23 protein-coding genes and 1 tRNA gene are annotated in these 24251 nt (G+C 68.1%); 13 read left to right on the top strand and 11 right to left on the bottom strand.

Going from position 1 to position 24251, the window contains the following annotated elements; genetic code table 11:
• The first annotated feature begins 130 nt into the window (after positions 1-130).
• Entirely contained in the window at positions 131-1345 is a 1215-nt protein-coding gene (locus tag MSPGM_RS15715; RefSeq protein WP_003597941.1) for an NADP-dependent isocitrate dehydrogenase, read from the top strand.
• Between the two features lie 50 nt (positions 1346-1395).
• Here the strand turns inward: MSPGM_RS15715 and MSPGM_RS15710 are convergent, their stop codons facing one another.
• The 3 genes from MSPGM_RS15710 to glgX form a co-directional block, all read right to left on the bottom strand.
• Positions 1396-1713, bottom strand: coding sequence for a hypothetical protein (locus MSPGM_RS15710; RefSeq protein ID WP_003597943.1), 318 nt, complete (start codon positions 1711-1713; stop codon positions 1396-1398).
• Positions 1714-1739: 26 nt separating this feature from the next.
• Positions 1740-3341 (bottom strand): hybrid sensor histidine kinase/response regulator, encoded by a 1602-nt coding sequence (locus tag MSPGM_RS15705; RefSeq protein WP_003597944.1) that lies wholly within the window; start codon positions 3339-3341, stop codon positions 1740-1742.
• 172 nt (positions 3342-3513) lie between these two features.
• Positions 3514-5790, bottom strand: coding sequence for a glycogen debranching protein GlgX (gene glgX / locus MSPGM_RS15700; RefSeq protein ID WP_003597946.1), 2277 nt, complete (start codon positions 5788-5790; stop codon positions 3514-3516).
• Between the two features lie 226 nt (positions 5791-6016).
• Between glgX and MSPGM_RS15695 the strand changes: the two genes are divergently transcribed.
• The 3 genes from MSPGM_RS15695 to MSPGM_RS15685 are packed head-to-tail and all read left to right on the top strand — an operon-like array spanning position 6017 to position 8417.
• Positions 6017-6817, top strand: coding sequence for an SHOCT domain-containing protein (locus MSPGM_RS15695; RefSeq protein WP_012753251.1), 801 nt, complete (start codon positions 6017-6019; stop codon positions 6815-6817).
• A 59-nt stretch (positions 6818-6876) separates the two neighbouring features.
• Complete coding sequence (locus MSPGM_RS15690) at positions 6877-7941, top strand: spore photoproduct lyase family protein (RefSeq protein ID WP_003597948.1); 1065 nt, start codon at positions 6877-6879, stop codon at positions 7939-7941.
• 14 nt (positions 7942-7955) lie between these two features.
• Entirely contained in the window at positions 7956-8417 is a 462-nt protein-coding gene (locus MSPGM_RS15685) for a nucleoside deaminase (protein WP_003597949.1), read from the top strand.
• 65 nt (positions 8418-8482) lie between these two features.
• Here MSPGM_RS15685 and MSPGM_RS15680 read toward each other — a convergent pair whose 3' ends face one another.
• From MSPGM_RS15680 to MSPGM_RS15670, 3 genes are all read right to left on the bottom strand, one after another.
• On the bottom strand, positions 8483-8794 hold the full coding sequence (locus tag MSPGM_RS15680) for an ETC complex I subunit (protein ID WP_003597950.1): 312 nt from the start codon (positions 8792-8794) through the stop codon (positions 8483-8485).
• Positions 8795-8822: 28 nt separating this feature from the next.
• Positions 8823-8899, bottom strand: a tRNA-Pro gene (locus tag MSPGM_RS15675).
• A 51-nt stretch (positions 8900-8950) separates the two neighbouring features.
• The gene (locus MSPGM_RS15670; RefSeq protein WP_003597951.1) at positions 8951-9166 is read right to left on the bottom strand and encodes a hypothetical protein; all 216 of its coding nucleotides are present in this window, start codon (positions 9164-9166) and stop codon (positions 8951-8953) included.
• Positions 9167-9306: 140 nt separating this feature from the next.
• On the opposite strand from MSPGM_RS15670, the gene MSPGM_RS15665 reads away from it, so the two are divergent.
• Entirely contained in the window at positions 9307-10014 is a 708-nt protein-coding gene (locus tag MSPGM_RS15665) for a glutathione binding-like protein (RefSeq protein ID WP_003597952.1), read from the top strand.
• Between the two features lie 3 nt (positions 10015-10017).
• Here MSPGM_RS15665 and MSPGM_RS15660 read toward each other — a convergent pair whose 3' ends face one another.
• Positions 10018-10884 carry an NAD(P)-dependent oxidoreductase gene (locus tag MSPGM_RS15660; protein ID WP_003597953.1) on the bottom strand — a complete coding sequence of 289 codons (867 nt, stop codon included), beginning with the start codon at positions 10882-10884 and terminating at the stop codon, positions 10018-10020.
• Positions 10885-10965: 81 nt separating this feature from the next.
• Positions 10966-11997: an alpha/beta fold hydrolase gene (locus tag MSPGM_RS15655; RefSeq protein WP_003597955.1), complete on the bottom strand. Its 1032-nt coding sequence runs from the start codon at positions 11995-11997 to the stop codon at positions 10966-10968.
• Between the two features lie 228 nt (positions 11998-12225).
• Between MSPGM_RS15655 and MSPGM_RS15650 the strand changes: the two genes are divergently transcribed.
• Both MSPGM_RS15650 and MSPGM_RS15645 read left to right on the top strand, forming a co-directional pair.
• A complete protein-coding gene (locus tag MSPGM_RS15650; RefSeq protein ID WP_003597957.1) occupies positions 12226-13605 on the top strand; it encodes an MFS transporter in 1380 nt (459 codons plus the stop codon).
• An 82-nt stretch (positions 13606-13687) separates the two neighbouring features.
• Positions 13688-14479 carry an SDR family NAD(P)-dependent oxidoreductase gene (locus tag MSPGM_RS15645; protein ID WP_003597959.1) on the top strand — a complete coding sequence of 264 codons (792 nt, stop codon included), beginning with the start codon at positions 13688-13690 and terminating at the stop codon, positions 14477-14479.
• A gap of 89 nt (positions 14480-14568) precedes the next feature.
• Here the strand turns inward: MSPGM_RS15645 and MSPGM_RS15640 are convergent, their stop codons facing one another.
• Positions 14569-14901 (bottom strand): SWIB/MDM2 domain-containing protein, encoded by a 333-nt coding sequence (locus MSPGM_RS15640; protein ID WP_003597961.1) that lies wholly within the window; start codon positions 14899-14901, stop codon positions 14569-14571.
• Between the two features lie 320 nt (positions 14902-15221).
• Between MSPGM_RS15640 and MSPGM_RS15635 the strand changes: the two genes are divergently transcribed.
• A complete protein-coding gene (locus MSPGM_RS15635) occupies positions 15222-15662 on the top strand; it encodes a PRC-barrel domain-containing protein (protein ID WP_003597962.1) in 441 nt (146 codons plus the stop codon).
• Between the two features lie 35 nt (positions 15663-15697).
• Here MSPGM_RS15635 and MSPGM_RS15630 read toward each other — a convergent pair whose 3' ends face one another.
• Positions 15698-16072 (bottom strand): hypothetical protein, encoded by a 375-nt coding sequence (locus MSPGM_RS15630; protein WP_003597964.1) that lies wholly within the window; start codon positions 16070-16072, stop codon positions 15698-15700.
• A 300-nt stretch (positions 16073-16372) separates the two neighbouring features.
• Between MSPGM_RS15630 and MSPGM_RS15625 the strand changes: the two genes are divergently transcribed.
• The 4 genes from MSPGM_RS15625 to MSPGM_RS15610 all read left to right on the top strand — a co-directional run bounded on the left by MSPGM_RS15625 (position 16373) and on the right by MSPGM_RS15610 (position 21559).
• Complete coding sequence (locus MSPGM_RS15625; RefSeq protein ID WP_012753249.1) at positions 16373-17053, top strand: PRC-barrel domain-containing protein; 681 nt, start codon at positions 16373-16375, stop codon at positions 17051-17053.
• Positions 17050-18405: an MFS transporter gene (locus tag MSPGM_RS15620; RefSeq protein WP_003597967.1), complete on the top strand. Its 1356-nt coding sequence runs from the start codon at positions 17050-17052 to the stop codon at positions 18403-18405. The genes MSPGM_RS15625 and MSPGM_RS15620 overlap by 4 nt, the downstream gene beginning before the upstream one ends.
• A gap of 205 nt (positions 18406-18610) precedes the next feature.
• Complete coding sequence (locus tag MSPGM_RS15615) at positions 18611-20377, top strand: ABC transporter ATP-binding protein (protein WP_003597969.1); 1767 nt, start codon at positions 18611-18613, stop codon at positions 20375-20377.
• A gap of 141 nt (positions 20378-20518) precedes the next feature.
• The gene (locus MSPGM_RS15610; RefSeq protein ID WP_261925702.1) at positions 20519-21559 is read left to right on the top strand and encodes a threonine aldolase family protein; all 1041 of its coding nucleotides are present in this window, start codon (positions 20519-20521) and stop codon (positions 21557-21559) included.
• 23 nt (positions 21560-21582) lie between these two features.
• Here MSPGM_RS15610 and MSPGM_RS15605 read toward each other — a convergent pair whose 3' ends face one another.
• Positions 21583-21774, bottom strand: a complete 192-nt coding sequence (locus MSPGM_RS15605) for a hypothetical protein (RefSeq protein WP_003597973.1) — start codon at positions 21772-21774, stop codon at positions 21583-21585.
• 353 nt (positions 21775-22127) lie between these two features.
• Between MSPGM_RS15605 and parE the strand changes: the two genes are divergently transcribed.
• The gene (gene parE, locus MSPGM_RS15600) at positions 22128-24185 is read left to right on the top strand and encodes a DNA topoisomerase IV subunit B (protein ID WP_261925701.1); all 2058 of its coding nucleotides are present in this window, start codon (positions 22128-22130) and stop codon (positions 24183-24185) included.
• Positions 24186-24251 lie beyond the last annotated feature (66 nt).

The following is a 24251-nucleotide window of genomic DNA, read 5'->3' as shown; positions in this document are numbered from 1 at the left end:
CGAAACAGGCTGCCCGAGCCCGGCTTTGTCGCCTTGCTGCGCTGCGTTATAGGGGCGGCGACAGGGTTCCGGAGAGACGCGCGAAGGGCAGCCGGCCGGGCGCGCGGCACCGGGCAACTGAGGGACCGACATGGCGAAGATCAAGGTGGCCAATCCGGTCGTCGAGCTCGACGGCGACGAGATGACCCGGATCATCTGGGCGGAGATCAAGAACAAGCTCATCCACCCCTACCTCGATCTCGATCTCGACTATTACGATCTCGGTGTCGAGCACCGCGACGCCACGAACGATCAGGTGACGATCGATGCGGCCGAGGCGATCAAGCGCCACGGCGTCGGCGTGAAATGCGCCACGATCACGCCGGACGAGGCCCGCGTCGAGGAATTCAAGCTCAAGGAGATGTGGCGGTCGCCCAACGGCACGATCCGCAACATCCTCGGCGGCGTCATTTTCCGCGAGCCGATCATCTGCTCGAACGTGCCGCGCCTCGTGCCGGGCTGGACCCAGCCCTTCGTGATCGGCCGCCACGCCTACGGCGACCAGTACCGCGCCACCGACTTCAAGGTGCCGGGCAAGGGCCGCCTCACCATCAAGTTCGAGGGTGACGACGGCACCGTCATCGAGAAGGAGGTGTTCAAGTTCCCGGACGCCGGCGTCGCGATGTCGATGTACAATCTCGACCAGTCGATCATCGATTTTGCCCGGGCCTCGTTCAACTATGGCCTCGCCCGCAAATACCCGGTCTACCTCTCGACCAAGAACACCATCCTCAAGACCTATGACGGCCGCTTCAAGGACCTGTTCCAGAAGGTGTTCGACGAGGAGTTCAAGTCGAAGTTCCTGTCGCTCGGCCTGACCTACGAGCACCGCCTGATCGACGACATGGTGGCCTCGTGCCTCAAGTGGTCGGGCGGCTATGTCTGGGCCTGCAAGAACTACGACGGTGACGTGCAGTCGGACACGGCGGCCCAGGGCTTCGGCTCGCTCGGCCTGATGACCTCGGTGCTGATGACGCCGGACGGACAGACCGTGGAGGCCGAGGCCGCCCACGGCACCGTGACGCGCCACTACCGCGAGCACCAGAAGGGCAAGGCTACCTCCACGAACTCGATCGCCTCGATCTTCGCCTGGACCCGCGGCCTGTCGCACCGGGCCAAGCTCGACGGCAACGCCGATCTCGCGAAGTTCGCCGCGACCCTGGAGAAGGTCTGCGTCGACACGGTCGAGGCCGGCCACATGACGAAGGATCTCGCCCTCCTCGTCGGCCCGGACCAGAAATGGCTTACGACCAACGGCTTCCTCGACAAGGTCGATGAGAACCTGAAGACGGCGATGGCCGTCTGAGGCGCCAGCCTAACGGCCCTCCCCCCGCTGAGGGGGAGGGTTAAGAAGCCTCAGCCCGTTTTCTTCGCCGCATTCCGCTTGCGCGTCTCGGCCGCCTTCTTGGCCGAGGCGGAGCGCTGCTCCTTCGTGCGCGAAGCCGAGGCGGTGCCGCCGGTGCGACCGCCTTTAAGCGCGGCGGGATGGTCCGTCGTCTTGCCACGGCCCGAGCCGCCGGGCTTCTTGCCGCCGCCATCGTCCTTGTTGACCGTCGCCCAGGCGCGGGCCTCCGCTTCCTTCTCCGGCACGCCGCGGGACTCGTAGGATTCCGCGATGTGCTCCGCCTTGCGAACCTGCTTGTCGGTGTATTTCGACTTGTCACCCTGAGCCATGGTGCTCTCCCGATCTGTCGCGCCGGTCAGCTCCGGTTCGGCGCATCGATGGCCGCCCGCACCCGCCGGATCAGCTCGGCACGGCGGTACGGCTTGTTCAGGATATCGAACTCCGGACGCTCGATTCCGGTTCGCTCCAGGCTGGCCTCGGCATAGCCGGTGGTGAGCAGGATTTTGAGATCGGGATGGCGGCGGCGCGCCTCGCGGGCGAGCGTCAGGCCGTCCATGCCGCCGGGCATGATCAGATCGGAGAACAGTAGGTCGATCTCCGGATGGTCGTTCAGGATCTCCAGGGCCTCGCGGCCGTGGCGGGCCATCAGGGTGCCGTAGCCGTAATCGCGGAGGATCGCCCGGGCGAGTTCGGCGACGTCGGCGCGGTCGTCCACGATCAGGATCGTTTCCGTGCCCGGCCGCTCCTCGACGATGGCGGCCGGTTCTGCGCTCTCCGGCGCACCGGCCTCGTCGCTCGCGGGGAAGGAGAGACGCACGGTCGTCCCCTCCCCCATCACCGACTCGATCTGCGCGAATCCGCCGGATTGCTTGGCGAAGCCGTAGACCATCGACAGGCCGAGCCCGGTGCCCTTCCCCTCCTCCTTGGTAGTGAAGAACGGGTCCATCACCCGCGCCAGCATGTCCGAGGGGATGCCGGCGCCCGTATCGCTCACCGCGACGCTCACGTGCCGACCTGAACCGTCGGGCCGGCCGGATTCCTCGTTGCGGGTCGTGATCGTGACGCGCCCGCCCTCCGGCATCGCGTCGCGCGCGTTGATGAGCACGTTGAGCAGGGCGACCTCGGCCTGGGTCCGGTCGATCCGGCACGGCCAGAGGTCGGGGGCGAGATCGGTCTCGATCGTCACCGCGTCGCCCAGCGTGCGCCCGGCCAGTTCCTTCGTCTCGGAGACGAGGTCGTTGAGGTTGAGGGTGCGGCCGTCGAGGCGCTGCTTGCGGGCAAACGAGAGCAGTTGTTGCGTCAGCGTCGAGGCCCGCTCGGCCGCCTCGCGGATATTGCCGACGGCGCGGCCCATGCGACCCCGGTCGGCGTCCGGCCGGTCCAGGTTGGTCGCCAGCGAGTCGGCATAGCCCAGGATCACCTGGAGCAGGTTGTTGAAATCGTGGGCGATGCCGCCGGTGAGCCGGCCGATCGCCTCCATCTTCTGGGCCTGATGCAGCGAGTCTTCCGCCAACCGGCGGCGGGTGATGTCGAGCTGCGAGCCGAAGAAGTACAGGAGGTCCCCGGCGGCGTTGTAGACCGGGCTCACGAACAGGGCGTTCCAGAACGACGAGCCGTCCTTGCGATAGTTGAGGATCTCGGTGGCGACGTCGCGCCGCGCCGCGACGGCGTCGCGCACCAGCGCCCGCGTCGCTGGATCGGTCTCGGGGCCCTGGAGGAAGCGGCAGTTGTGGCCGATCACCTCGTCCCGAGCGTAGCCGGTCATCTCCAGGAAGGCTTGGTTCACGAACACGATCGGGTGGTCGTCCTGGTTCGGATCGACCACCACCATCGGCATGCGCGTCATCGCGACGGCGGCGAAGAAGATGCCGCTGCCGGACTCGAACTCGTGGCCCTCTGCACCGGCCTCGACGCTGGGATGGACGCCGTGGGGTCTCTTCTCGGGGATGTCGGTCATGCGAACCCGCGGCGTGACAAATCGTGTGAGGCTGCCGGCACGGCCGGCGCATCCCCGAAGCAGAGCGTAAGATAGGGCTGCGGGAAGAGAATAGGGTCCGGAGCGCCGAGGCTCCGGAACCCATCGAAATCGGCAGGGGCCGCTTGCGGCGAGCGGCCCCTCGCCCGCGCCATCAGGCCTCCTCGTCGATGCCGAAGCTCACGCTCTCGACATTCGCCCGCTCGAAGGCCTGCATCACGTACTGGTAGGAGCGCTCCATGTCGCTGTGCTCCTCGTCCTCATCCTCGTTCTCGACGGGCTTGAGGACGAACATCAGCATCGAGCGCCCCGTGACCGAGTAGCTCTCGCCGACGGCGAAGCTCTCCACCTCCTGGCTGTCGGGCAGGTTGGTATCGAGCAGCCGCGTCCAGGAGGTGCCGCCCGGCGCCTCGGGGAGGGTGAAGTCCACCACGTCGTGATAGGCGTTGTAGAACAACAGCAGGGTGGCATCGCCGCCGCGCTTGTGGATGCCGCTTGCCTGGGCGCGCCCGTCGAGCAGCACGGCGAGGGTGCGCGAGTTGCCGTCGTTCCAGTTCTCCGGGCTCATCTCGGTGCCGGTGGGCGTGAGCCAAGTCACGTCCTTGACGCCGAACTCCTCGTCGTAGGCTCCCGTGACGAAGCGTCCGCGCGAGAGCATCGGCAGGGCGTTGCGCAGCAGGATCAGGCGCTGCGTGAACTCGGCCAGATCCCGCTCCTCCTCGCCGATGGCGCCCCAATCGACCCAGCTCACCTCATTGTCCTGGCAATAGGCGTTGTTGTTGCCCTTCTGCGTGCGGGCGAACTCGTCGCCGGCCAGCAGCATGGGCGTGCCCTTCGACAGGAACAGGGTCGCCAGCATGTTGCGCATCTGGCGCAAACGAACCGAGCGGATCTCGGGATCGTCGGTCGGGCCCTCGACGCCGTAATTGTAGGAGAGGTTGTGGCCGTGCCCGTCGCGGTTGCCCTCTTCGTTCGCCTCGTTGTGCTTCTCGTTGTACGAAACCGTGTCGTTGAGCGTGAAGCCGTCATGCGCGGTGATGAAGTTCACCGAGGCCCAGGGCCGGCGACCGCGCTTGTTGAACTTGTCGGCCGAGGCGGTGATGCGCGAGGCGAGCCCCGGCAGCAGCCCGGCATCGCCCTTCCAGTAGCCGCGCACGTCGTCGCGGAACCGGTCGTTCCACTCGGCCCAGCCCGGCGGGAAGCCGCCGACTTGATACCCGCCGGGGCCGCAATCCCACGGCTCGGCGATGAGCTTCACGTCGTTGAGGACAGGGTCCTGACGGCAGGTGTCGAGGAAGCCGCCGCCCTCGTCGAAGCCGTAGGGCTCGCGGCCGAGAATGGTGGCCAGATCGAAGCGGAAGCCGTCGACCCGCATCTCGGTCGCCCAGTAACGGAGCGAGTCGGTGACGAGCTGCAGCACGCGGGGATGCGAGAGGTTGAAGGTGTTCCCGGTGCCGGTGTCGTTGATGTAGTAGCGCGGCTGGTTCGGCAGCAGGCGGTAGTAGGAGGCGTTATCGACGCCCTTGAACGAGAGAGTCGGGCCCTTCTCGTTGCCCTCGGCCGTGTGGTTGTAGACCACGTCGAGGATCACCTCGAGGCCGGCGCCGTGCATGCGCGCGACCATCTCCTTGAACTCGGAGAAGGCGAAATCCGGCACCGCCGCGTAGCGCCGGGCGGGGGTGAAGAACGAGATGGTGTTGTAGCCCCAGTAGTTGATGAGATCCTTCTGCTGCAGATAGTCGTCCTGCACGAAGGAGTGGACCGGCAGCAGCTCGACCGAGGTGACGCCGAGGCTCTTGATGTAGTCGAGCACCGCCGGGTTACCGAGGCCGGCATAGGTGCCCCGCAGCTTCTCCGGCACAGCCGGGTGCAGCTTGGTGAACCCCTTCACGTGGGTCTCGTAGATGATCGTGCGCTCCCACGGCACGCGCGGCTTCACATCCCGGCCCCAGGTGAAGGCGGGGTCGATCACGCGCGAGCGGCGGGTATAGGGCGCGGAATCGCGCTCATCGAAGGTGAGGTCGTCGCCCGTCTCCATCTTGTAGCCGAACAGGGCGGGGTTCCACTGGATCGTGCCGACCAGACCCTTGGCGTAGGGGTCGATGAGGAGCTTGTTCGGGTTGAAGCGGTGGCCGGCCTCGGGCTCGTAGGGGCCGTGGACGCGGTAGCCGTAGATCGTGCCGGGGCGCGCGTCCGGCAGATAGCCGTGCCAGACCTCGTCGGTGTACTCGGGGAGCTCGATGCGCTCGATTTCGTTCTCGCCGGCATCATCGAACAGGCACAGCTCGACCTTCGTGGCATGGGCCGAGAACAGCGCGAAGTTTACGCCGCGGCCATCCCAGGTCGCACCGCGGGGATGCGGCGAGCCTTCGCGGATACGCGTGCGCGATGTGCGCGGCCTCGGCGTCGCAGTCCTGTCGGTATCGGCCATCGATCGTCCCATTCTCACTTATAGCGGCCCCCGCGGGTCCAGCCGGACTCTGAACGTGCACGGAACGGCGAAGCTCCGTGTCGTCTGACGCGACGCAGCAAATTTTTGTCGATCCGCTGCGCGCCGCCGCGGATGTGGTAGGCCTTGGACGAAACTCACGGTGAGGGTTCGCGTTGCAAGGCCCCTCATCGATCGACACGGACAGGTTCGAGGGGGACCATCACCCATGATCGAAGACCCCGAGCATCGGCCCGCCGGGCTTCAGGCTCTGGCCGAGCGGCACGGCGTCAGCCTGGAGGCGGTGCGCCATCTGCTGCGCGCGCTCCAGGCGGGCCAGGGCAACATGGCCCAGTTCGACCACCCCGATCTCGGCGGCTTCGGGCAGTGGTCGCGCGGCGGCATGGTGATGGTTGGGCGCATGAACGACCATGCCCTGAAGGCGCAGGTCGATGCCCTGTGCACCGAACTCGCCACGGCCCTGCCGCTCTCCAGTTTTCGCGAAGAAGCCGCCTCGGGCAACTGGTGGCCGGACGAACTGGGGCTGCCGTCGAGCGCGGGCGCGCAGAACGCGACGCGCTACGCCTTCTTCCCCGAGCGCCGGCGCCTGGCCATCGAGACCGACGGGCGGCTCGCCCTCTACGACACCGGGGACCGCCTCGTCACCGGCGTGAGCCAGCAGCAGGGCGGCAGCTCGTCGCTGCGCTTCAGCGGACCGCAGGGGAGCTTCTCGCTGGAAGATCTGACGCCGGTCGAGCGGGATGCGGGGGCGGCGCCTCCGCCGCCCAAACCGCCGGCGGACACGAGTGTCGCTGCGTTCGCGTCGTCATCGGTCGCCCCCGCCGCCAGCCCTGTCCCGTCGGCCCCTGCCGTCAGCCGGCAGCACGCGGCACCCTCCGGTGCACCCTCGGGTGCGGGCCCGACCGACATCCTCTCGATCCTCGAACGGCTGGCCGACCTGCACAAGAAAGGCGTGCTGACCGAGGGAGAGTTCTCCGCCAAGAAGGCGGAGCTGCTGGCGCGGCTCTGACAGGACGGCCTGTCGCCGCAGGCCCCGCCGGAAGGCCGCGCTCGCCCTAGATCCAGGCGATGGCCCCGCGCGACCTCATCGACATCGACCGCATCTTCCACGAGCCGGCGGTGGCCGATTATCCGCGCGGACGCGAGATCCTGGCCCGCTATCCGAACGCCGAGCGGATCGCGGTCCCGTCGCACTGGAACATCCCGGAGCTGCACGGCAATGCCGGCTCGGTCGAGGACTGGGTGCGGATCAAGCGATCGACCCTGGTGCTCGGCGTGAAGAAGGGGCTCGCGATGCGGCCGAACGGCCGTTCCGCCCACTTCATCGCGCCCTCGACTTCGAACGGCTGCGCGATGGCCTGCGCCTATTGCTACGTGCCGCGCCGCAAGGGCTTTTCCAATCCGATCTCGCTGTTCGTGAATGTCGATGCGGTCTGCGCGGCGATCACGCGCCATGCGGCCAAGCAGGGCCCGCTGCCCGAGCCCGATCAGATCGACCCGCAAGCCTGGGTCTACGATCTCGGCGAGAACGGCGACCTCTCGGTCGATGCGATGATCTGCGACAACGTCCGCGACCTCGTCGCGCAATTCCGTGGAATTCCTAACGCCAAGGGCTCGTTCGCGACCAAGGCCGTGAATCGCGATCTCCTCGCCTACGATCCGCAAGGCCGCACCCGCATCCGCTTCTCGCTGATGCCGGCGCGGATCGCGCGGGTCGTCGATGTGCGCACCGCCCCGATCCCCGAGCGGATCGCCGCGATCGACGACTTCCTGCGGGCCGGCTACGAGGTCCACGTCAATTTCTCGCCCGTGATCCTCTACGAGGGCTGGGAGGCGGATTGGGCTGCGTTGTTCGACGAGATCGACGGGACGATCTCGAATGCCGCCAAGAATCAGCTCGCCTGCGAGATCATCATGCTGACCCACAATGCCGGGCTGCACGCGGTGAACCTCGGCTGGCACCCCAAGGCCGAGGATCTGCTCTGGCGGCCGGACATTCAGGAGACCAAGCGCTCGGAAGGCGGCGGCGAAAACCTGCGCTACCGCACCGGCTGGAAAGGGAAATGGCTCGCTCGCTTCAAGGCGCTGCTCGCCGAGCGGATGCCCTATTGCCGGGTGCGCTACGCGTTCTGAGGAGAAGAAAACCGATGCCGGATCACGAGAGCTATCTGCGCGAGGCGACCGAACTCGCCCTCGCCAACGTCGCTGAGGGTGGCCGACCCTACGGCGCGGTGATCGTGCGGGATGGGGAGGTGGTCGCGCGGGCGGCCAACCGCATCCATGCGACCAACGATCCGAGCGACCATGCCGAGATGGTGGCGATCCGCGCGGCGAGCCAGCAGCTCGGCCGGCCCAAGCTCGACGATTGCATTGTCTACGCCAGCGGGCGGCCCTGCCCGATGTGCCATGCGGCGATGCGGCTGGCCGGGGTCAAGCAGGGCTACTTCGCCTTCACCGCCGAGGAGGCGGAGGCCGAGGGTCTGCTCAGTGCCGGGATCTATGCCGAGCTGTGCCGGCCGCTCGAAGAGCAGCCGATGCAGGTGCGCCACCTCCCGCTTGCCGATGATCCGAGCCCCTACCGCGCCTGGGCGGAGCGGAAAGGGCGCTGAACGCGAGGTCCAGCCTCACGAAACGCCCGCTGCATCCGGCGCGGCGGGCGGCTCGTGAGAGACACTCAGTGCGTCCAGGGCGCCGTGCGGTTGAACTTGAAATTATCGGAGTAGGAGAGGCCCTTGCGCGCGATCGGTGGCGGCGTCTCCTCGACGCGGTAGGCGATGCCCGAAGCCTTGGCGTAGGCCACCGCCTCGTCCGAGGTGTCGAATTCGAGGCGCACCTGCTGCAGCATGTCGGAGGAGCCGGTCCAGCCCATCAACGGGTCGGTCTCGCGCGGTTCGGTCTGGTCGAACTCCAGAACCCATTGCTTCGTGCGGGCGAGCCCGGACTGCGTGGGATCCTTGGCGGGACGGTAGATGCGGGCGCTCGGCATCGGACGGCTGACGTCTCCGGGGAAGGTATGGTCGGGGCGATAGGATTCGAACCTACGACCCTCTGCTCCCAAAGCAGATGCGCTACCAGACTGCGCTACACCCCGACGCTGTGAGGGAGATACCCCCTCGGGTCCCGGCCGGCAAGGCGCTGCTCGTCACACGAGAATGTCGAGGACGCGTTTCTCGGTCTCGATCGAGGATTTCAGCACGGCGGTGTTGATGGAAACACCGAGCGAGGCCGAGGCCAGCTCCGTGACGGCCGTGACCGGCTCGGCGGCAGATTGCGGTGAGGCGACGCGGGAGGCCGCCCCGTCGAAGCGCTGCATGGCCGCGCTGAGGCCCGCCGAACTCGTGGACACTGCCGAGACCATGAACCACCCTCCCTGCGCCCCGGCAGCTCATCATGGAAAAGTAAAGGACGTCCTCAGCGGCTTGATCGGATCGCTCGACATTCCCACTTCGCCGCAGGCCTGAGGCATCGCCCTCGTGGGCGCGAAGACAAGGTGTCGCGATGATCGACCTGCATTACTGGCCGACCCCGAACGGTCACAAGGTGACGATGTTTCTGGAGGAGGCCGGCCTGCCCTACACGATCCACCCGGTGGATATCGGCAAGGGCGCGCAGTTCGAGCCGGCCTTCCTGAAGATCGCTCCGAACAACCGGATGCCGGCCATCGTCGATCACGAGCTGGCCGATGGTGGTGCGCCGGTCTCGCTGTTCGAGTCGGGCGCGATCCTGCTCTACCTCGCGGAGAAGACCGGGCGCTTCCTGCCCGCCGACCTGCGCGGCCGGGCCGAGACCCTGCAATGGCTGTTCTGGCAGATGGGCGGCCTCGGGCCGATGCTGGGCCAGAACCACCATTTCTCGCAATACGCGCCGGAGAAGATCCCCTACGCCATCGACCGCTACGTCAAGGAGACGAACCGGCTCTACGGCGTGCTCGACCGGCGGCTCGCCGACCGCGCCTTCGTCGCGGGCGCCGATTACACCATCGCCGACATGGCAGCCTATCCCTGGATCGTGCCGTGGGAGAAGCAGGGCCAGCGCCTCGACGACCACCCCAACCTGAAGCGCTGGTTCGAGGCCATCGCCGAGCGCCCCGCCACCAAAGCCGCCTATGCGCGGGCGGTGGAAGCCAACCCGAACCACGGCCAGCCGATGAGCGAGGAAGCGAAGAAGGTGATGTTCGGCCAGACCGCAACCAACACCACGCGCTGAGGCTTACCGCCCACTGCGCCGGGCGGCCACCGTGGCGAGCCCGGCGAAATCCTTGTCGCCGTCGCCGTGGGCGATGGCGTCGAGGAGGTTGTCGCGCAGCACGCTGGCGAACGGCATCGGCACGTTGACCGCCTCGCCCGCGGCCAGAGCGAGGCGGACATCCTTGAGGCCGAGCCGCATGGTGAAGCCCGGCGGCTCGTAGCGGCCCTCCATGATCATCGCGCCGTAATTCTTGTAGACCGGCGAGGCGAACAGGGTGCTGGTGAGCATCTCCAGCACGTCGGCCCCGGCAATGCCGTGCCCCTCTGCGAAGGCGGCCGCCTCGCCCATCGCCTCGATGGCCGAGACCAGCATGAAGTTGCCCGCGAGCTTGACGGCGTTGGCCTTCTCCGGCTCCGCGCCGAAGCGCCAGGTCTTGCTGCCCATGGCGTCGAACAACGGCTGCACCCGCGCGATCGCCGCGTCGTCACCCGCGGCGATGATGTTCAGCGCGCCCTTTTCCGCGGCGTCCGGCCGGCCGAAGACCGGCGCGGAGACGTAAGGCACGCCCGCGCGGCCGTGGACCGCGGCCAGTTCCCGGGCGAGCGCCACCGAGATCGTGGACATGCCGACATGGACGCCGGGCCGCTGCCCGGAATCGAGCAGCCCGCCCTCGATGGTGACGGCGCGCAGGGCCACGTCGTCGGCGAGCATGGTGATCGCGGCGTCGCCCGCAAAGGCCTCCGCGGCGTTGGCCACGGGCTCGGCGCCCTCGATCGCCCTCGCTGCCTCCGGCGACCGGTTCCACACCCGCACCCGGTGGCCCGCCGCGACGAGCCGCGCCGCCATGACCCGGCCCATGCGGCCGAGCCCGATGAAACCGACATCCATGTTTGAAACTCCGGATTTGCTGTCACGTCGCCGTCCGAGTGCAACGCCCCGGCCGGCGATGAGTCGCGAACGGTCGAGCGATCAGTGCGTGTTGAGGAATTCCAGCGTCAGCGTGTTGAACATCTCGGTCGCCTCCATGTGGACGAGGTGGCCGACATTGTTGAGGACCTCGGCCTTGCCGTTCGGCATCCGGCCGGCGAGCGCGCGGGCATGGCCCGTGTTGTCGCCCATGCTGGAGCGCATCTCCGTCGGCGCAAAACCCTTGCCGGGGGCGTTGTGGTCGTTCGCGCCCATAATGAACAGGGTCGGCGCCTTCACGAGCGGGATCTCGTGGACGATCGGCTGGCCCCAGATCATCTGGTAGGAGTTCACGAACGACTTGAGCCAGCGCGGATACTCGCCCGACCCCTTCACCCGCTCGCGGATCGACACGAACGGCTCGATGGCCGAGGCGGGGATCGACAGCGCGTAGCTCGTCATCAGCTGCTTGCGGTAGGCGTCCGCGGTCAGATCCGCCTCGCGGGCGATCAGGGCCTCGTCGGAGACCGGCGGGACGGTGAAGCGGTAATCCTCTAGCCCGATCGGCGCTTCCAGCACGAGGCTGTTGACCCGCTGCGGATAGTTGCGGGCCATCCGCACCGCGAGCATGCCGCCCATGGAATGCGCCACGATGTCGAACCGCTGGATCTTGAGGCTGTCGGCGAGCGCCAGGGTGTCGGCGGCCATCCGGTCGAAGGTGTAGGAGCCGATCGGTTTCGAGGACTTGCCGAAGCCGAGCTGATCGGGGACCACGACGCGGTAGCCCGCGTTCGACAGGGTGCGGATCACCGGCTCCCAGTAGCTCGACGGGAAATTGCGTCCGTGCAGCAGCAGCACTGTCCGTCCGTTGGCGTTGTCGGCGGCCGGCACATCCATGTAGGCGAGGCGCTGCGCCTCGCCGTCGCGGCTCAGTGGCAGGAAGCGCACCGGAAACGGATAAGCGAAGCCTTCGAGGCCGATGCCGAGCGGCGACGGCTCCTCGGCATGGGCGGCGGGCGCCATCACCGGCGCGAGCGCGAGACAAAGCGCGAGGCAAGGCGCGAGGATCGGCGCGAAAATCGGGTGGGCACGCATGGACACTTCGTCTCCGGCTCGAGCATCGTCCCGAAAGGTGGTGGCCGGCTTTCGAAAACAGACGATGCAGATACAAGACGCCTGCGCATCGTCCCCGGCGCGGCTTCCGGGGGCGTTGCGCGAACGGCGCGGGCTCTGCCCCGGCGGCGCGCCGACAACGCGTGGCGCAGCCTCCGGTGAGAGACAGATAGGGCGGATCGCTCGCCTGCAAGCACCGGAAAATGGACGGTGACGGCTCAAAAGGCCGGAGTCGGGAGCGGCGACGGGCTGCCGCTGCGCGAGCGGCTCCTGGCGCTCTGCGCCATGGCGCTGGCCATCTCCATGGCGGTGCTCGACGGAGCGATCGTCAACGTCGCCCTGCCGGTGATCGCCCGCGACCTCGACGTGCCGGCTTCCGAGGCGATCTTCGTCGTCAGCGCCTACCAGATCGCGGTCACCGCCGCCCTGCTGCCGCTCGCCACGCTGGGCGAAATCTGGGGCTACCGCCGGGTCTATCTCGCGGGGCTTGCCGTCTTCACCGTCGCCTCGCTCGCCTGCGCGGTCTCGCCGAACCTTGCGAGCCTCACCGCCGCGCGGGTCGCCCAGGGGCTGGGTGCGGCCGGGATCATGAGCGTCAACATCGCTTTGGTGCGCTTCATCTATCCGAGCCGGCTGATCGGGCGCGGCGTCGGCAACGTCGCGCTCATCGTGGCGGTGGCGTCGGCCGCCGGTCCGACGGTCGCCGCCGCGATCCTCTCGGTCGCCGCCTGGCCCTGGCTGTTCCTCGTCAACCTGCCGGTCGGGCTGGTGGCGCTGGCGGTGGGCGCGCGCACGCTGCCGCGAACGCCCCGCTCCGCCCGGCGCTTCGACCTGCGGAGCGCAAGCCTCAATGCCCTCACCGTCGGGCTGCTGATCGTCGGTCTCGACGCGTTCGCGGATCCGGACACGCGCGGGCTCGCCGCGGCCGCAATCGCCGCCTCGGTTGGGGTCGGCATCGTCTTCGTACGGACCCAAATCCGGCTCGCGGCGCCGCTGCTGCCGCTCGACCTCCTGCGGATTCCGGCCTTCGCCCTGTCGATGGTGGCCTCGATCTGCTCCTTCGCGGCGCAGATGATCGCCTACGTCGCCCTGCCCTTCTACTTCCACGACGCCCTCGGCTTCTCGGAGACCCGAACCGGCTTCCTGATGACGCCGTGGCCGCTCGCCATCGCGGCGATGTCGCCCTTTGCCGGCCGGCTCGCCGACCGCGTCCCGCCGGGCTTGCTCGGCAGCCTCGGCCTCGTCCTGCTCGCCGTCGGCATGGCGGCGCTGGCCCTCCTGCCGGAGGCGCCGGCGACCTTCGACATCGTCTGGCGGTTGACGCTGTCGGGGATCGGTTTCGGGCTGTTCCAGTCGCCCAACAACAAGGTCATCATCACCAGCGCGCCGCGGGAGCGCAGCGGCGGCGCCAGCGGCATGCAGGCAAGTGCCCGGCTCGTCGGCCAGTCCCTCGGTGCAGCTTGGGTCGCCGTGTTGTTCGGCCTCGTCCCCGGTGGTCCGGCGGGCGCCTTCGCCGTCACGCTCTGGTGCGCCGTCGCCCTAGCGCTGGCGGGTGCCCTGGCGAGCGGCCTGCGGCGGACGGGACCCTGACCGCGCATCTTCGCTCAGCACCATGGCCCGGCTCGTGCGTTGACGCCGGGACAGGGACGGCCGCGGCCAACGGAGGCGAATGATGGATATCGACCTGAAGGGGCGCAGCGCCCTCGTCACCGGTTCCACCGGCGGCATCGGCTACGCGGTGGCCCGCGAACTCGCCCGGCTCGGCGCCTACGTCGCCATCAACGGCCGCACCGGCGAGCGGGTGGAGGCGGCCATCGCGCGCCTGCGCGGCGAGGTGCCGGGGGCCGAGTTCATCGCCGGCATCGGCGATGTCGGCACCGAGGAGGGGGCGGGCGAACTCCTCGCCGCCCTGCCGCGGGTCGACATCCTGATCAACAATGCCGGCATCTTCGAGCCGAAGCCGTTCTTCGAGATCGCCGATGCCGAGTGGCGCCGCTTCTTCGAGATGAACGTGATGAGCGGCATTCGCCTATCCCGTGCCTACGGTCCCGGCATGGTCGAGCGCGGCTGGGGACGGATCGTCTTCATCGCCAGCGAGTCGGGCGTCAACATCCCGCCCGAGATGGTCCATTACGGCGTGACGAAGACGGCGCAGCTCGCTGTCTCCCGCGGTCTCGCCGAGACGGTGGGGGGCAGCGGCGTCACCGTCAACAGCGTGCTCCCCGGCCCGACCATGACCGAGGGTGTCGCGGATTTTCTCGAATCGATGGGCGGGGGCGAAGGCGATCTGGAGGCCAAGGGCCGCGCCTTCATCGCCGAGAACCGACCGACCTCGCTCCTGAAGCGCCTCGCGCAGCCGGAGGAAGTGGCCAACATGGTCGCCTATCTCTGCACGCCCGCCGCGAGCGCCACCACGGGGGCGGCCCTGCGGGTCGATGGCGGCGTGCTGCGCGGCATCACCTGAGGCTCACCGCTCCCGAGCCCACCGGACGTACGGGGCCGGCTTGACCGGCACCGTACTCCGAGGGACGGCCCGCGAACGGTTCCTTCAAATCAGGACTTGAGGTGCGCGGCGAGGTGCTTGTTCATCTCGAACATCGAGCACTTGTCCTTGCCGAAGATCTTCTTGAGCTTGTCGTCGGCGAGAATTTCGCGCTTGTTCTCCGGGTTCTGGAGATTGTGCTTCTTGATGTGCTCCCACACCTTGCTGACGACTTCGCCACGCGGCAGGGGATTGTCGCCGACGATGGCGGCGAGTTCGGGAGACGGCTTCAGGGGCTGCTGAAGCGCGTTGGGCTTGGTGCCGGAGGCAGCCTTCGTGGCGGTCTCCTTCTTCGGGGCACTCTTGGGCGCAGCCGCCTTCTTCTCCGTCGTCTTGGTAGCCATGGTTTCCCTCCGTCCTGCGGACCGGCGATTCGTGACACGAGGCCGAGCGGCATCGGGGCACTGAGGAGCAACAACTAAGCGGTGCCGCGCCCGTTCCAAGTGGAGAACAGCGCCGCCATGGTGTCCATCCACAGATCAGCGGACCTTTCCGCAGCTCAATCCACTGCCTGAGGGATTTTTTCGCGCTGACCGGGGCTGCTCCGGTGATCCCGCCGCGCGTCTCGGTCGAGGCGGGAACCGTGTTTGCCGCCTCGCATTCAACCAAGACACCCGGATCACGGGCCTGTCGCGGGCCTGTCAGGGATATGCTGGAGACGTGGATGCCGACGGATCTGCCCGAAGAGCGGGCCTATCGTAAGCCGGGAACGCTGGAACTGGACCCGACCTCCGGCGAGGGGGTCGCGACCGACGAGACACCCCGGTTGATCGCTTCCGACAAGGTCGAGGGCACCCCGGTCTATGACAGCACCGGGCGCCACCTCGGCAGCGTTTACAATTTCATGGTCGACAAGGTGTCGGGACAGGTCGCCTACGCCGTGCTGTCCTTCGGTGGCTTCCTCGGCTTTGGCGAGAACCACCACCCCCTGCCCTGGAACGCGCTGACCTACTCGGTCGAACTCGGCGGATACGTGGTCGATATCGACCCTGCCGATCTCGAAGGCGCGCCGACCCAGGGGCCCGGCGAAAATCCGTTCGACGATCCCGGTTTCGGCGGGCGCCTCAACGATCACTGGGGCGGCCGCAAGGCGCCGACCGCCTGAGGCGGCGGCGCCTGTAATCCGAAGTCAGGCGCGGCTCAGAATTTGCCGCCGAGGCCGACACTGCCGCCCGCGCCCATCTGGGGGGCGAGGCCGCCGGAGCTGGACCGCGACGTCGTCTCGCCGTCGATCTCCTCCCGGCGGATGCGGCGCGGGCCGTCATCGGCAGTGCGGGTGTCGCCGCGGAAGTTCTTCGGCAGCTCCAAGGCGCGGGTCGGGGCGGCGGCGAGCGGACGGCCGTCATCGTCGGTCTGAGCACTGCGCAGGGGGCGGCCGGGCAGCGTGCCGCGGGCGGAGGGCGGCGGGCCGAGATCGGTTTCCGGCATCACACCGCCGCCACCACCGAGCGCCTGGCAACCGCCAAGGCTCGCCGCAAGAAGCGCCGCGGCGCAGAGTCTCGACGGGTCGAACATGCAGTCTTGTCCTCGTACCGGCCGTTCCCGGCCACGGCTCGGCCTGGGGACGGCCAAGGGTCGGGAACGTTAAGATTTCCTGCATCCGTCTAAGGCAGGGTTTGGGCGAAAACCAGACGGCCGTCGCCCGTGTCCACCCGGTTCCGGCGGGACGGTCGGAGCGGCGTTTCTGGCCCATCCACAACTTCGCCGTGGTTGCCGGGCATGGACGATGCGTCCGCCCGCCCCATGATGTCCGGGGAGCGCCGGCTCGCAGAGACCGGCTCGCTCATCTTTTTCGACTGTCGAGAGGTAGTAGGGGTGCTCAGACTGATCCGGCCGATCGTGACACCGGCGATCGCCCTCCTCGCTACGGCGGCCATGGCCGCGGACGGCTCGTCGGGGGCCCCCGGCAGCGCTTCGCCTCCCGTCGTGACTACTCCGCCTCCCGCCGCGACCGCTCCGCCTCCGGCCCCGGTGCCGGCTGCACCCGCGAACGGTGCCGTGACGCCGTCCCAGGAGGGCGGCACCCCGGCGGTGGTGCTCGACACCCAGGATTACGAGAGCCTGCTCGGCAAGAGCGTGCGCGCGATGAACGGCGACGATCTCGGCCGGATCATCGACGTCATCATCGACCGCGACGGACGTCCCCGCGCCGCGGTGATCGATTTCGGCGGCTTTCTCGGCGTCGGCTCCCGCAAGATCGCGGTGGATTGGCGCGTCCTGAAGTTCACCACCGAGGGCAAGGTCGGGCGCCTCACGCTCCAGCTCAACCGCAATCAGGTCCGGGTCTCGCCCGAATACAAGTCCGGCGACCCGATCGTCGTGCTCGGGGCCACTAGCCCGGGTGCTCCCTCCAGCCCAAGTGCCGCCAGCCCGGGCGCCGCGAACACCGGTGCCGCCGTCCCGCCGGAAGGCGACGCCTCCGCCGCCGCCGAGAAGCCTGCCGCCCCGTCCGACAAGGCCCCGGACCGGCCACCGGAGAAGACGCCGGACAAATGACGGCAAGCCCGGTGACGGAACGGCGCGCCTATCCAGCGCGCGAGCGCGACAGCCATCGCACCGACCTGCGCGAGCGCGGCGGCTCCCGTCCGGTGCGGCGCGCGGGCCGACCGAGCACGCCCGGTCCCGCCGATCCGTCGCGCCGGGCGACCTACGGCCTCGACGCGTTCACGTTCTTCATCGCCAACCTGCAGACCGGGTTCGGGCCCTTCCTCGCCGTCTACTTCACCCAGCAGAAGTGGACGCAGTCGGATATCGGCCTCGCGCTCACCGTGGGCAGCCTCGTCAGCCTGCTCGGGCAGATGCCGGGCGGCGCTTTCGTCGATGCCTCCCGCTCGAAGCGCTTCGCCGCCGGTTTCTCGGCGTTCTGGGTCGGCGCGAGTGCCGTGATGCTGGCAGCACTTCCGACCTATCTCGTCGTGATGCTCGCCATGGCGATCCACTCGGCGGCGAGCTGCGTGCTGACGCCGGCCATCGCCGCGATCTCCATCGGCCTCGTCGGCCATGCCCGGGCCGGCGAGCGGCTGGGGCGCAATGCCAGCTTCTCGGCCGTCGGCAACGCGCTCGGCGCCGCCGGCATGGGCGCGATCGGCTATTATCTCTCGAACAACGCGGTGTTCTATCTCGCGGGCGTGCTGGTGATCCCGGCCCTGATGGCCCTGTCGTTCATCCCGTCGGGGCGCGCCGTGGACGCCGGCAGGCCCCGGCCCGCCGCTCAGGAACCGGAGCCACGGGAGGCCGGCGGCATCTCGGCGCTCCTGAAGAACCGGGCGCTTCTGTGCTTTGCCGCCTGCATGGTGCTGTTCTTCCTGGCCAATGCCGCGATGCTGCCTTTGGTCGGCAGCGTCATGACCCTGCGCGCCAGCGAGACCGCCACGGCTCTGGTGGCTGCCTGCATCATGGTCCCGCAGGCGGTGCTCGCGCTCACCGCCCCCTTCGTCGGCCGCCTCGCCGAACGCTGGGGACGAAAACCGCTCCTCGTGATCGGTTTTGCGGCCCTGCCCGTCCGCGGCCTGCTCTTCGCCTTCGTCAGCGACCCCTACTGGATGGTGGCGATCCAGGTCTTCGACGGCATCTCGGCCTCCGTTCTCGGCGTCATGGTCCCGCTGATCGTCTCCGACGTCACCCGCGGCACCGGCCGGTTCAACACGGCACTCGGGGCGGTCGGGACCGGCATGGGCATCGGCGCTGCCCTCTCCACGGCGCTCGCCGGCTTCATGGCCGACGAACTTGGCAGCCGGACCGCGTTCCTGGGCCTCGCCATCGTCGGCGCCGCCGGCCTCGCCCTCGTCCTCCTGATCATGCCGGAGACCCGGCGCAGGAACGGGGATGAGGCGCACGACCCGTCTTGACCTGCGCCGGCCGACGGGGTTGGAATCGTTTTTGCGCCGCACATCCGCTTAAGCGCGGTTCATCTTCGCCGAGCTATCCGGCGGAAAGCCCCGCGCGCTTGAAACATAAGGCGACGCTTCGCGTTGCGGTTAACGGGTGCCCTGTGCGCCCTCCAGCCACAATCGGCGCCCAGCGGGTCTGATCGAATCGGGACTGACGATCGCGATGGAAGATCTCTGCCAATACGCCAACAGACCGGGGGCCTTTGTCGGGCGCTATCTCAGGCGCCGGATCGTCCCGCATCTCGTGATTCTCTTCTCCGTGCTCGGTGCGGTGTCCTTCTCGGTCTCGACCGACTACGCGCTCAAGGGCGTGGTCGATGCCCTCGGCAAGGGGCCGAGCGCGGGGCAGGTCTGGACGGCCTTGGCGGTGCTGATCGGCTTCATCGCCGCCGACAACCTGCTCTGGCGCGTCGCGGCTCTGGTCGGGGCCTTCACCTTCGTCGGCGTGACCGGCGACATCCGCCGGGATCTCTTCCGCCACATGACGGGCCACGCCCCGTCCTTCTTCGCCGACCGCCAGCCCGGTACGTTGGCCTCGCGCATCACCGCGACGTCGAACGCGATCTTCACCGTCGAGAACATGTTCACGTTCAACGTGATGCCGCCCTGCGTCGCGGCCGTGCTCTCGATCATCTATATCGGCACCGTGAACCTCACGATGGCGCTCGTGCTCGCCGGCATCTTCGCCGCGGTCGTGCTGCTGATGTTCAAGATGGCCTCCGCCGGCAAGCCGCTGCACCACGACTTCGCCGCCAAGGCCGCGAGCGTCGATGGTGAGATGGTCGATCTCGTCGGCAACATGCCGCTGGTGCGCGCCTTCTCCGCGTTCAACCGCGAGTTCGTGCGCTTCGACGGCACCATCGGCTCCGAGATGCGGGCGCGCCGCTCCTCGCTCCTCTACCTCGAGAAGCTGCGCATCACCCACGCCATCCTCACCGTGATCTCGATCCTCGGCCTGCTCTACTGGTCGATCAAGATGTGGGAAGCCGGTCAGGCCACCACCGGTCAGGTCGTCCTCGTCTGCACGCTGGGCATCCGCATCCTCGCCGCTACCCGCGACCTCGCCGTCGCGCTGGTGGACGCGACCCAGCACACCGCCCGCCTGTCGGAGGCGCTGCACACGCTGCTGCAGCCGCACGAACTGGTCGATCATCCGGAAGCGGAGAAGCTCATCGGCCAGACCGGCGCCGAGATGCATTTCGACCACGTCGCCTTCAGCTATCCCGACGGGCGCACCGTCTTCTCCGATTTCGACCTGCTGATTCCGGCCGGTCAGACGGTGGGGCTGGTCGGCAAGTCGGGCGGCGGCAAGTCGACCCTGTTCTCGCTGATCCAGCGCTTCTACGAGGTGCAGGGCGGACGCATCCTCATCAACGGACAGGACATCAACCGTGTCACGCAGGATAGCTTGCGCGAGGCAATCACGGTGGTGCCGCAGGACGTGTCGATGTTCCATCGCTCCCTACGCGAGAACATTCGCTACGGCCGGCCCGACGCGACCGACGAGGAGGTCTGGAAGGCGGCGGAAGCGGCCCACTGCACCGACTTCATCCAGTCGCTGCCGGAAGGCTTCGACACCATCGTCGGCGACCGCGGCGTGAAGCTCTCCGGCGGCCAGCGCCAGCGCATCGCCATTGCCCGTGCCATCCTGAAGGACTCGCCGATCCTGCTGCTCGACGAGGCGACCTCGGCGCTCGATGCCGAATCCGAGGAGGCGATCCGCGCCGCGCTCGCCAACCTGATGAAGGGCCGCACGGTGATCGCCATCGCGCACCGCCTCTCGACGCTGAAGGACTTCGACCGGATCGTCGTGCTCGAGGGCGGGCGCATCGTGCAGGACGGCTCGCCGGAGAAGCTGACCCATCTCGACGGCTTCTACCGCGAGTTGATGAAGAAGGAATCGATGTCGATGTCGCTCGCCGCGGCCTGACATTCGAGCGGTTGCATCTCTGCCCATCGGCTGGGAGGGGTGCAAAAATCGGCCCTTGGATCGACATTGGTGTCATGAGGCCGGGCGGGTCCCTCACCGCCCGGCCTTCTTTTTGACGCCGATACGAAGCGGGAGCGTGCCGTGGCCGAACAGCAATTCGCCAGCGACAACTATGCCGGGATCTGCCCGGAGGCCCTCGCCGCGATGCAGGCGGCCAATGCCGGCCACGCCCCCGCCTACGGGGCCGATACCTGGACGCAAGCCGCGGCCGACGGCTTCCGGCGGTTGTTCGAGACCGATTGCGAGGTGTTCTTCGTCTTCAACGGCACTGCCGCCAACTCGCTGGCGCTGGCCTCGCTCTGCCAATCCTATCACAGCGTGATCTGTGCGGACTCGGCGCATATCGAGACCGACGAATGCGGCGCGCCGGAATTCTTCTCCAACGGCTCGAAGCTGCTGACCGCCGCGACCGATGACGGGAAGCTCACGCCCGAGATCGTGCGGACGATCGCCGGCAAGCGCAGCGACATCCATTTCCCGAAACCGCGGGCGGTGACGCTGACCCAGGCGACGGAGACGGGGCGGGTCTACAGCCTCGACGAGATCGCGGCCATCTCGGCCGTTTGCCGCGCATTGGGCCTGCGCCTGCACATGGACGGCGCGCGCTTTGCCAATGCCTGCGCCTCGCTCGACGCCTCCCCGGCCGAACTGACCTGGAAGGCCGGCGTCGACGTGCTCTGCTTCGGCGGCACCAAGAACGGCATGGCGGTCGGCGAGGCAGTGATCTTCTTCGACCGAAGGCTCGCGGAGGATTTCGACTACCGCTGCAAGCAGGCGGGCCAGCTCGCCTCGAAGATGCGCTACCTCTCGGCGCCCTGGGTTGGCATGCTGGAGAACGGGGCGTGGCTCGACAACGCCCGCCACGCCAATGAATGTGCCCGACGGCTGGTACGGGCAATCGCCGACGTGCCGGGCATCTCGCTCGCGGCACCGGTGGAGGCCAACGGCGTGTTTCTGAACCTGCCCGCGCCGGTCCAAGAGGGGCTGCGCGCCCGCGGCTGGCAGTTCTACGGCTTCATCGGCGGGGCGTCCCGCTTCATGTTCGCCTGGGATTCAGAGCCGGCGCGGGTCGATGCGCTGGCGCAGGACATCCGCCTCTGCGCCCTGCCCGCGGCGGCGTGACCGCTGCTTCGTTCGCGGCAGGATCAGACGAGATAGGTGATGGTGGCTGCCAGAGCCGTCGCCACGGTGGCGATGGCGAAGCCCGATGACGAGAGCAGCATCGCGGAACGGGACGCGGTCGGCTCGGGCTCGTCGGCATAGCCGAAGGCCTGGCCCGCGGCCTGTTCCAGGCGCATGAGGGAGAGGTGACGCGCTTGAGCGGCAGCGGGGGTCATCGGCGTGGCTCCCTTACGGTCAAGCTGACCGTGCTGAGTTAACGTCCGGAGACCATCTTCTGTTCCCATCGCCATCCTGGGCCGCGCCGCCTTAACGTTCCGCTGCCTTGTTTCAGCCGCAGGATTGCCGCCCACCACAGGCTTCGTGAGGCCGTCTTAACCATCCGCCCGCATCACTGTGATGACAACGCGCCGGGCTTGGCAGGATCGTCGGGCTTCGAACGCGGCCGGCCGTCGTGGTACTGCGACCGGCGGAAGCGGACAGGAGACTTTTTGTTTCCTGTTTGTTCCGCTACAGTGAGGGTATGAAGAGCCATGCAGCCCGTCTCCGACCCGATTCGAGGAGCCGTCGCGTGAGCGATCCGGCACGCGACCTGTTCGGACCTGGTGCCAAGCCTCCCCCCGCGGAGGCCGAGCGCCGCCGCCGCCTCACCCCCGTGGCACCGTCTCCGGCGCCCGCGCCGGAAACGGCGGAGGCGGGTTACGACGCCTCGGCGATCGAGGTGCTGGAGGGGCTGGAGCCGGTGCGGCGCCGGCCGGGCATGTATATCGGCGGCACCGACGAGCGGGCGTTGCACCACCTCTTCGCCGAGGTGATCGACAACTCCATGGACGAAGCGGTCGCGGGCCACGCGAGCTTCATCGAGGTGGAGCTGGAAGAATCGGGCTCTCTCGTCGTCACCGATAACGGCCGCGGCATCCCGGTCGATCCGCATCCGAAATTCCCGGGCAAATCCGCGCTCGAGGTCATCATGACCACGCTGCATGCGGGCGGTAAGTTCGATTCGAAGGTCTACGAGACCTCCGGCGGCCTGCACGGCGTCGGCATCTCCGTCGTCAACGCACTCTCGGACGTGCTCGAGGTCGAGGTCGCGCGCAATCAGACCCTCTATCGGCAGTGCTTTTCCCGCGGTCATGCGCAGGGAAGCCTGGAGACGATCGGGCGGGTGCATAACCGGCGCGGCACGCGAGTGCGCTTCCATCCCGACGCGCAGATCTTCGGCTCGCTCAAGTTCGACCCGCGCCGCCTGTTCAAGATGGCCCGTTCCAAGGCCTACCTGTTCGGCGGCGTCGAGATCCGCTGGCGCTGCGCCCCGTCCCTGCTCGAAGGGCTGGAGGATGTGCCGGCGGAGGCCGTGCACCGCTTCCCCGGCGGGCTCTCGGACTATCTCGCCCGCGACATTGAGGGGAAGGAGCTCGTCCTCGATTCCATCTTCTCGGGGAAGATCACCAAACCCGGCTCGCACGGCTCGCTCGAATGGGCGGTCGCCTGGACGGTCGCCGATGACGGCGTCTCGCACTCGTACTGCAACACGATCCCGACGCCGGAGGGCGGCACCCACGAGGCGGGCCTGCGCGTCGCGCTGCTGCGGGCGCTCCGCGAGCATGCCGAGCGCGTGAACCAAGCCAAGCGCATGACGGCGGTGACCACCGACGACGTGATGGCGACCTGCGCCTCGATGCTCTCGGTCTTCATCCGCGAGCCGGAATTCCAGGGCCAGACCAAGGACAAGCTCGCGACGGTGGAGGCCTCCCGCATCGTCGAGACGGCGATTCGCGACGCCTTCGACCACTGGCTCGCGGCCTCGCCCGCCCAGGCCAACAAGCTGCTCGATTGGGTGATCGACCGGGCGGAGGAGCGCCTGCGCCGCCGCCAGGAAAAGGAGGTCGCCCGCAAGAGCGCCACCCGCAAGCTGCGCCTGCCCGGCAAGCTCGCCGATTGCTCGGCCGCCGGCACGGTGGGCTCCGAGATCTTCATCGTCGAGGGCGACTCGGCCGGCGGTTCTGCCAAGCAGGCCCGCGACCGCGCCACGCAAGCCGTGCTGCCGTTGCGGGGAAAGATCCTGAACGTGGCCTCGGCGAGCCGCGACAAGCTCGGCGCCAACCAGCTCATCTCGGATCTGACGCTGGCGCTCGGCTGCGGCACCGGCGCGAACTTCCGCGAGGCGGACCTTCGCTACGACCGGGTCATCATCATGACCGACGCGGATGTGGACGGCGCCCACATCGCTTCGCTCCTCATCACCTTCTTCTACCGGCAGATGCCCAAGCTCATCGACAAGGGGCATCTCTACCTCGCGATCCCGCCGCTCTACCGGATCAGCCAGGGCGCGAAATCGGCCTATGCCCGCGACGATGCGGACAAGGAGCGGATCATCAAGACCGTGTTCAAGAACGGCAAGGTCGAGATCGGCCGCTTCAAGGGCCTCGGCGAGATGATGCCGGCGCAGTTGAAGGAGACGACGATGGACCCGAAGAAGCGCACGCTTCTCCGCGTCGCGATCCTCGACGAGGCGCGGGAATCGACCGGTGACACGGTCGAGCGCCTGATGGGCAACAAGCCCGAGGCGCGCTTCGCCTTCATCACCGAGCGGGCGTCGTTCGCCGATGGGACGGAGCTGGATATCTGATCCGCTCCGCTTTTCCCTCGACGGAAGCCGTCTGGGGCACTGAATCGCCGTAGTGCCGAGTCGTGT

The organism is Methylorubrum sp. GM97, from assembly GCF_024347855.1.
GTDB classification, from domain to species: Bacteria; Pseudomonadota; Alphaproteobacteria; order Rhizobiales; family Beijerinckiaceae; genus Methylobacterium; species Methylobacterium extorquens.
The sequence above is the reverse complement of the archived record's forward strand: the minus strand, read 5'-3'. Positions and strand labels throughout refer to the sequence as shown.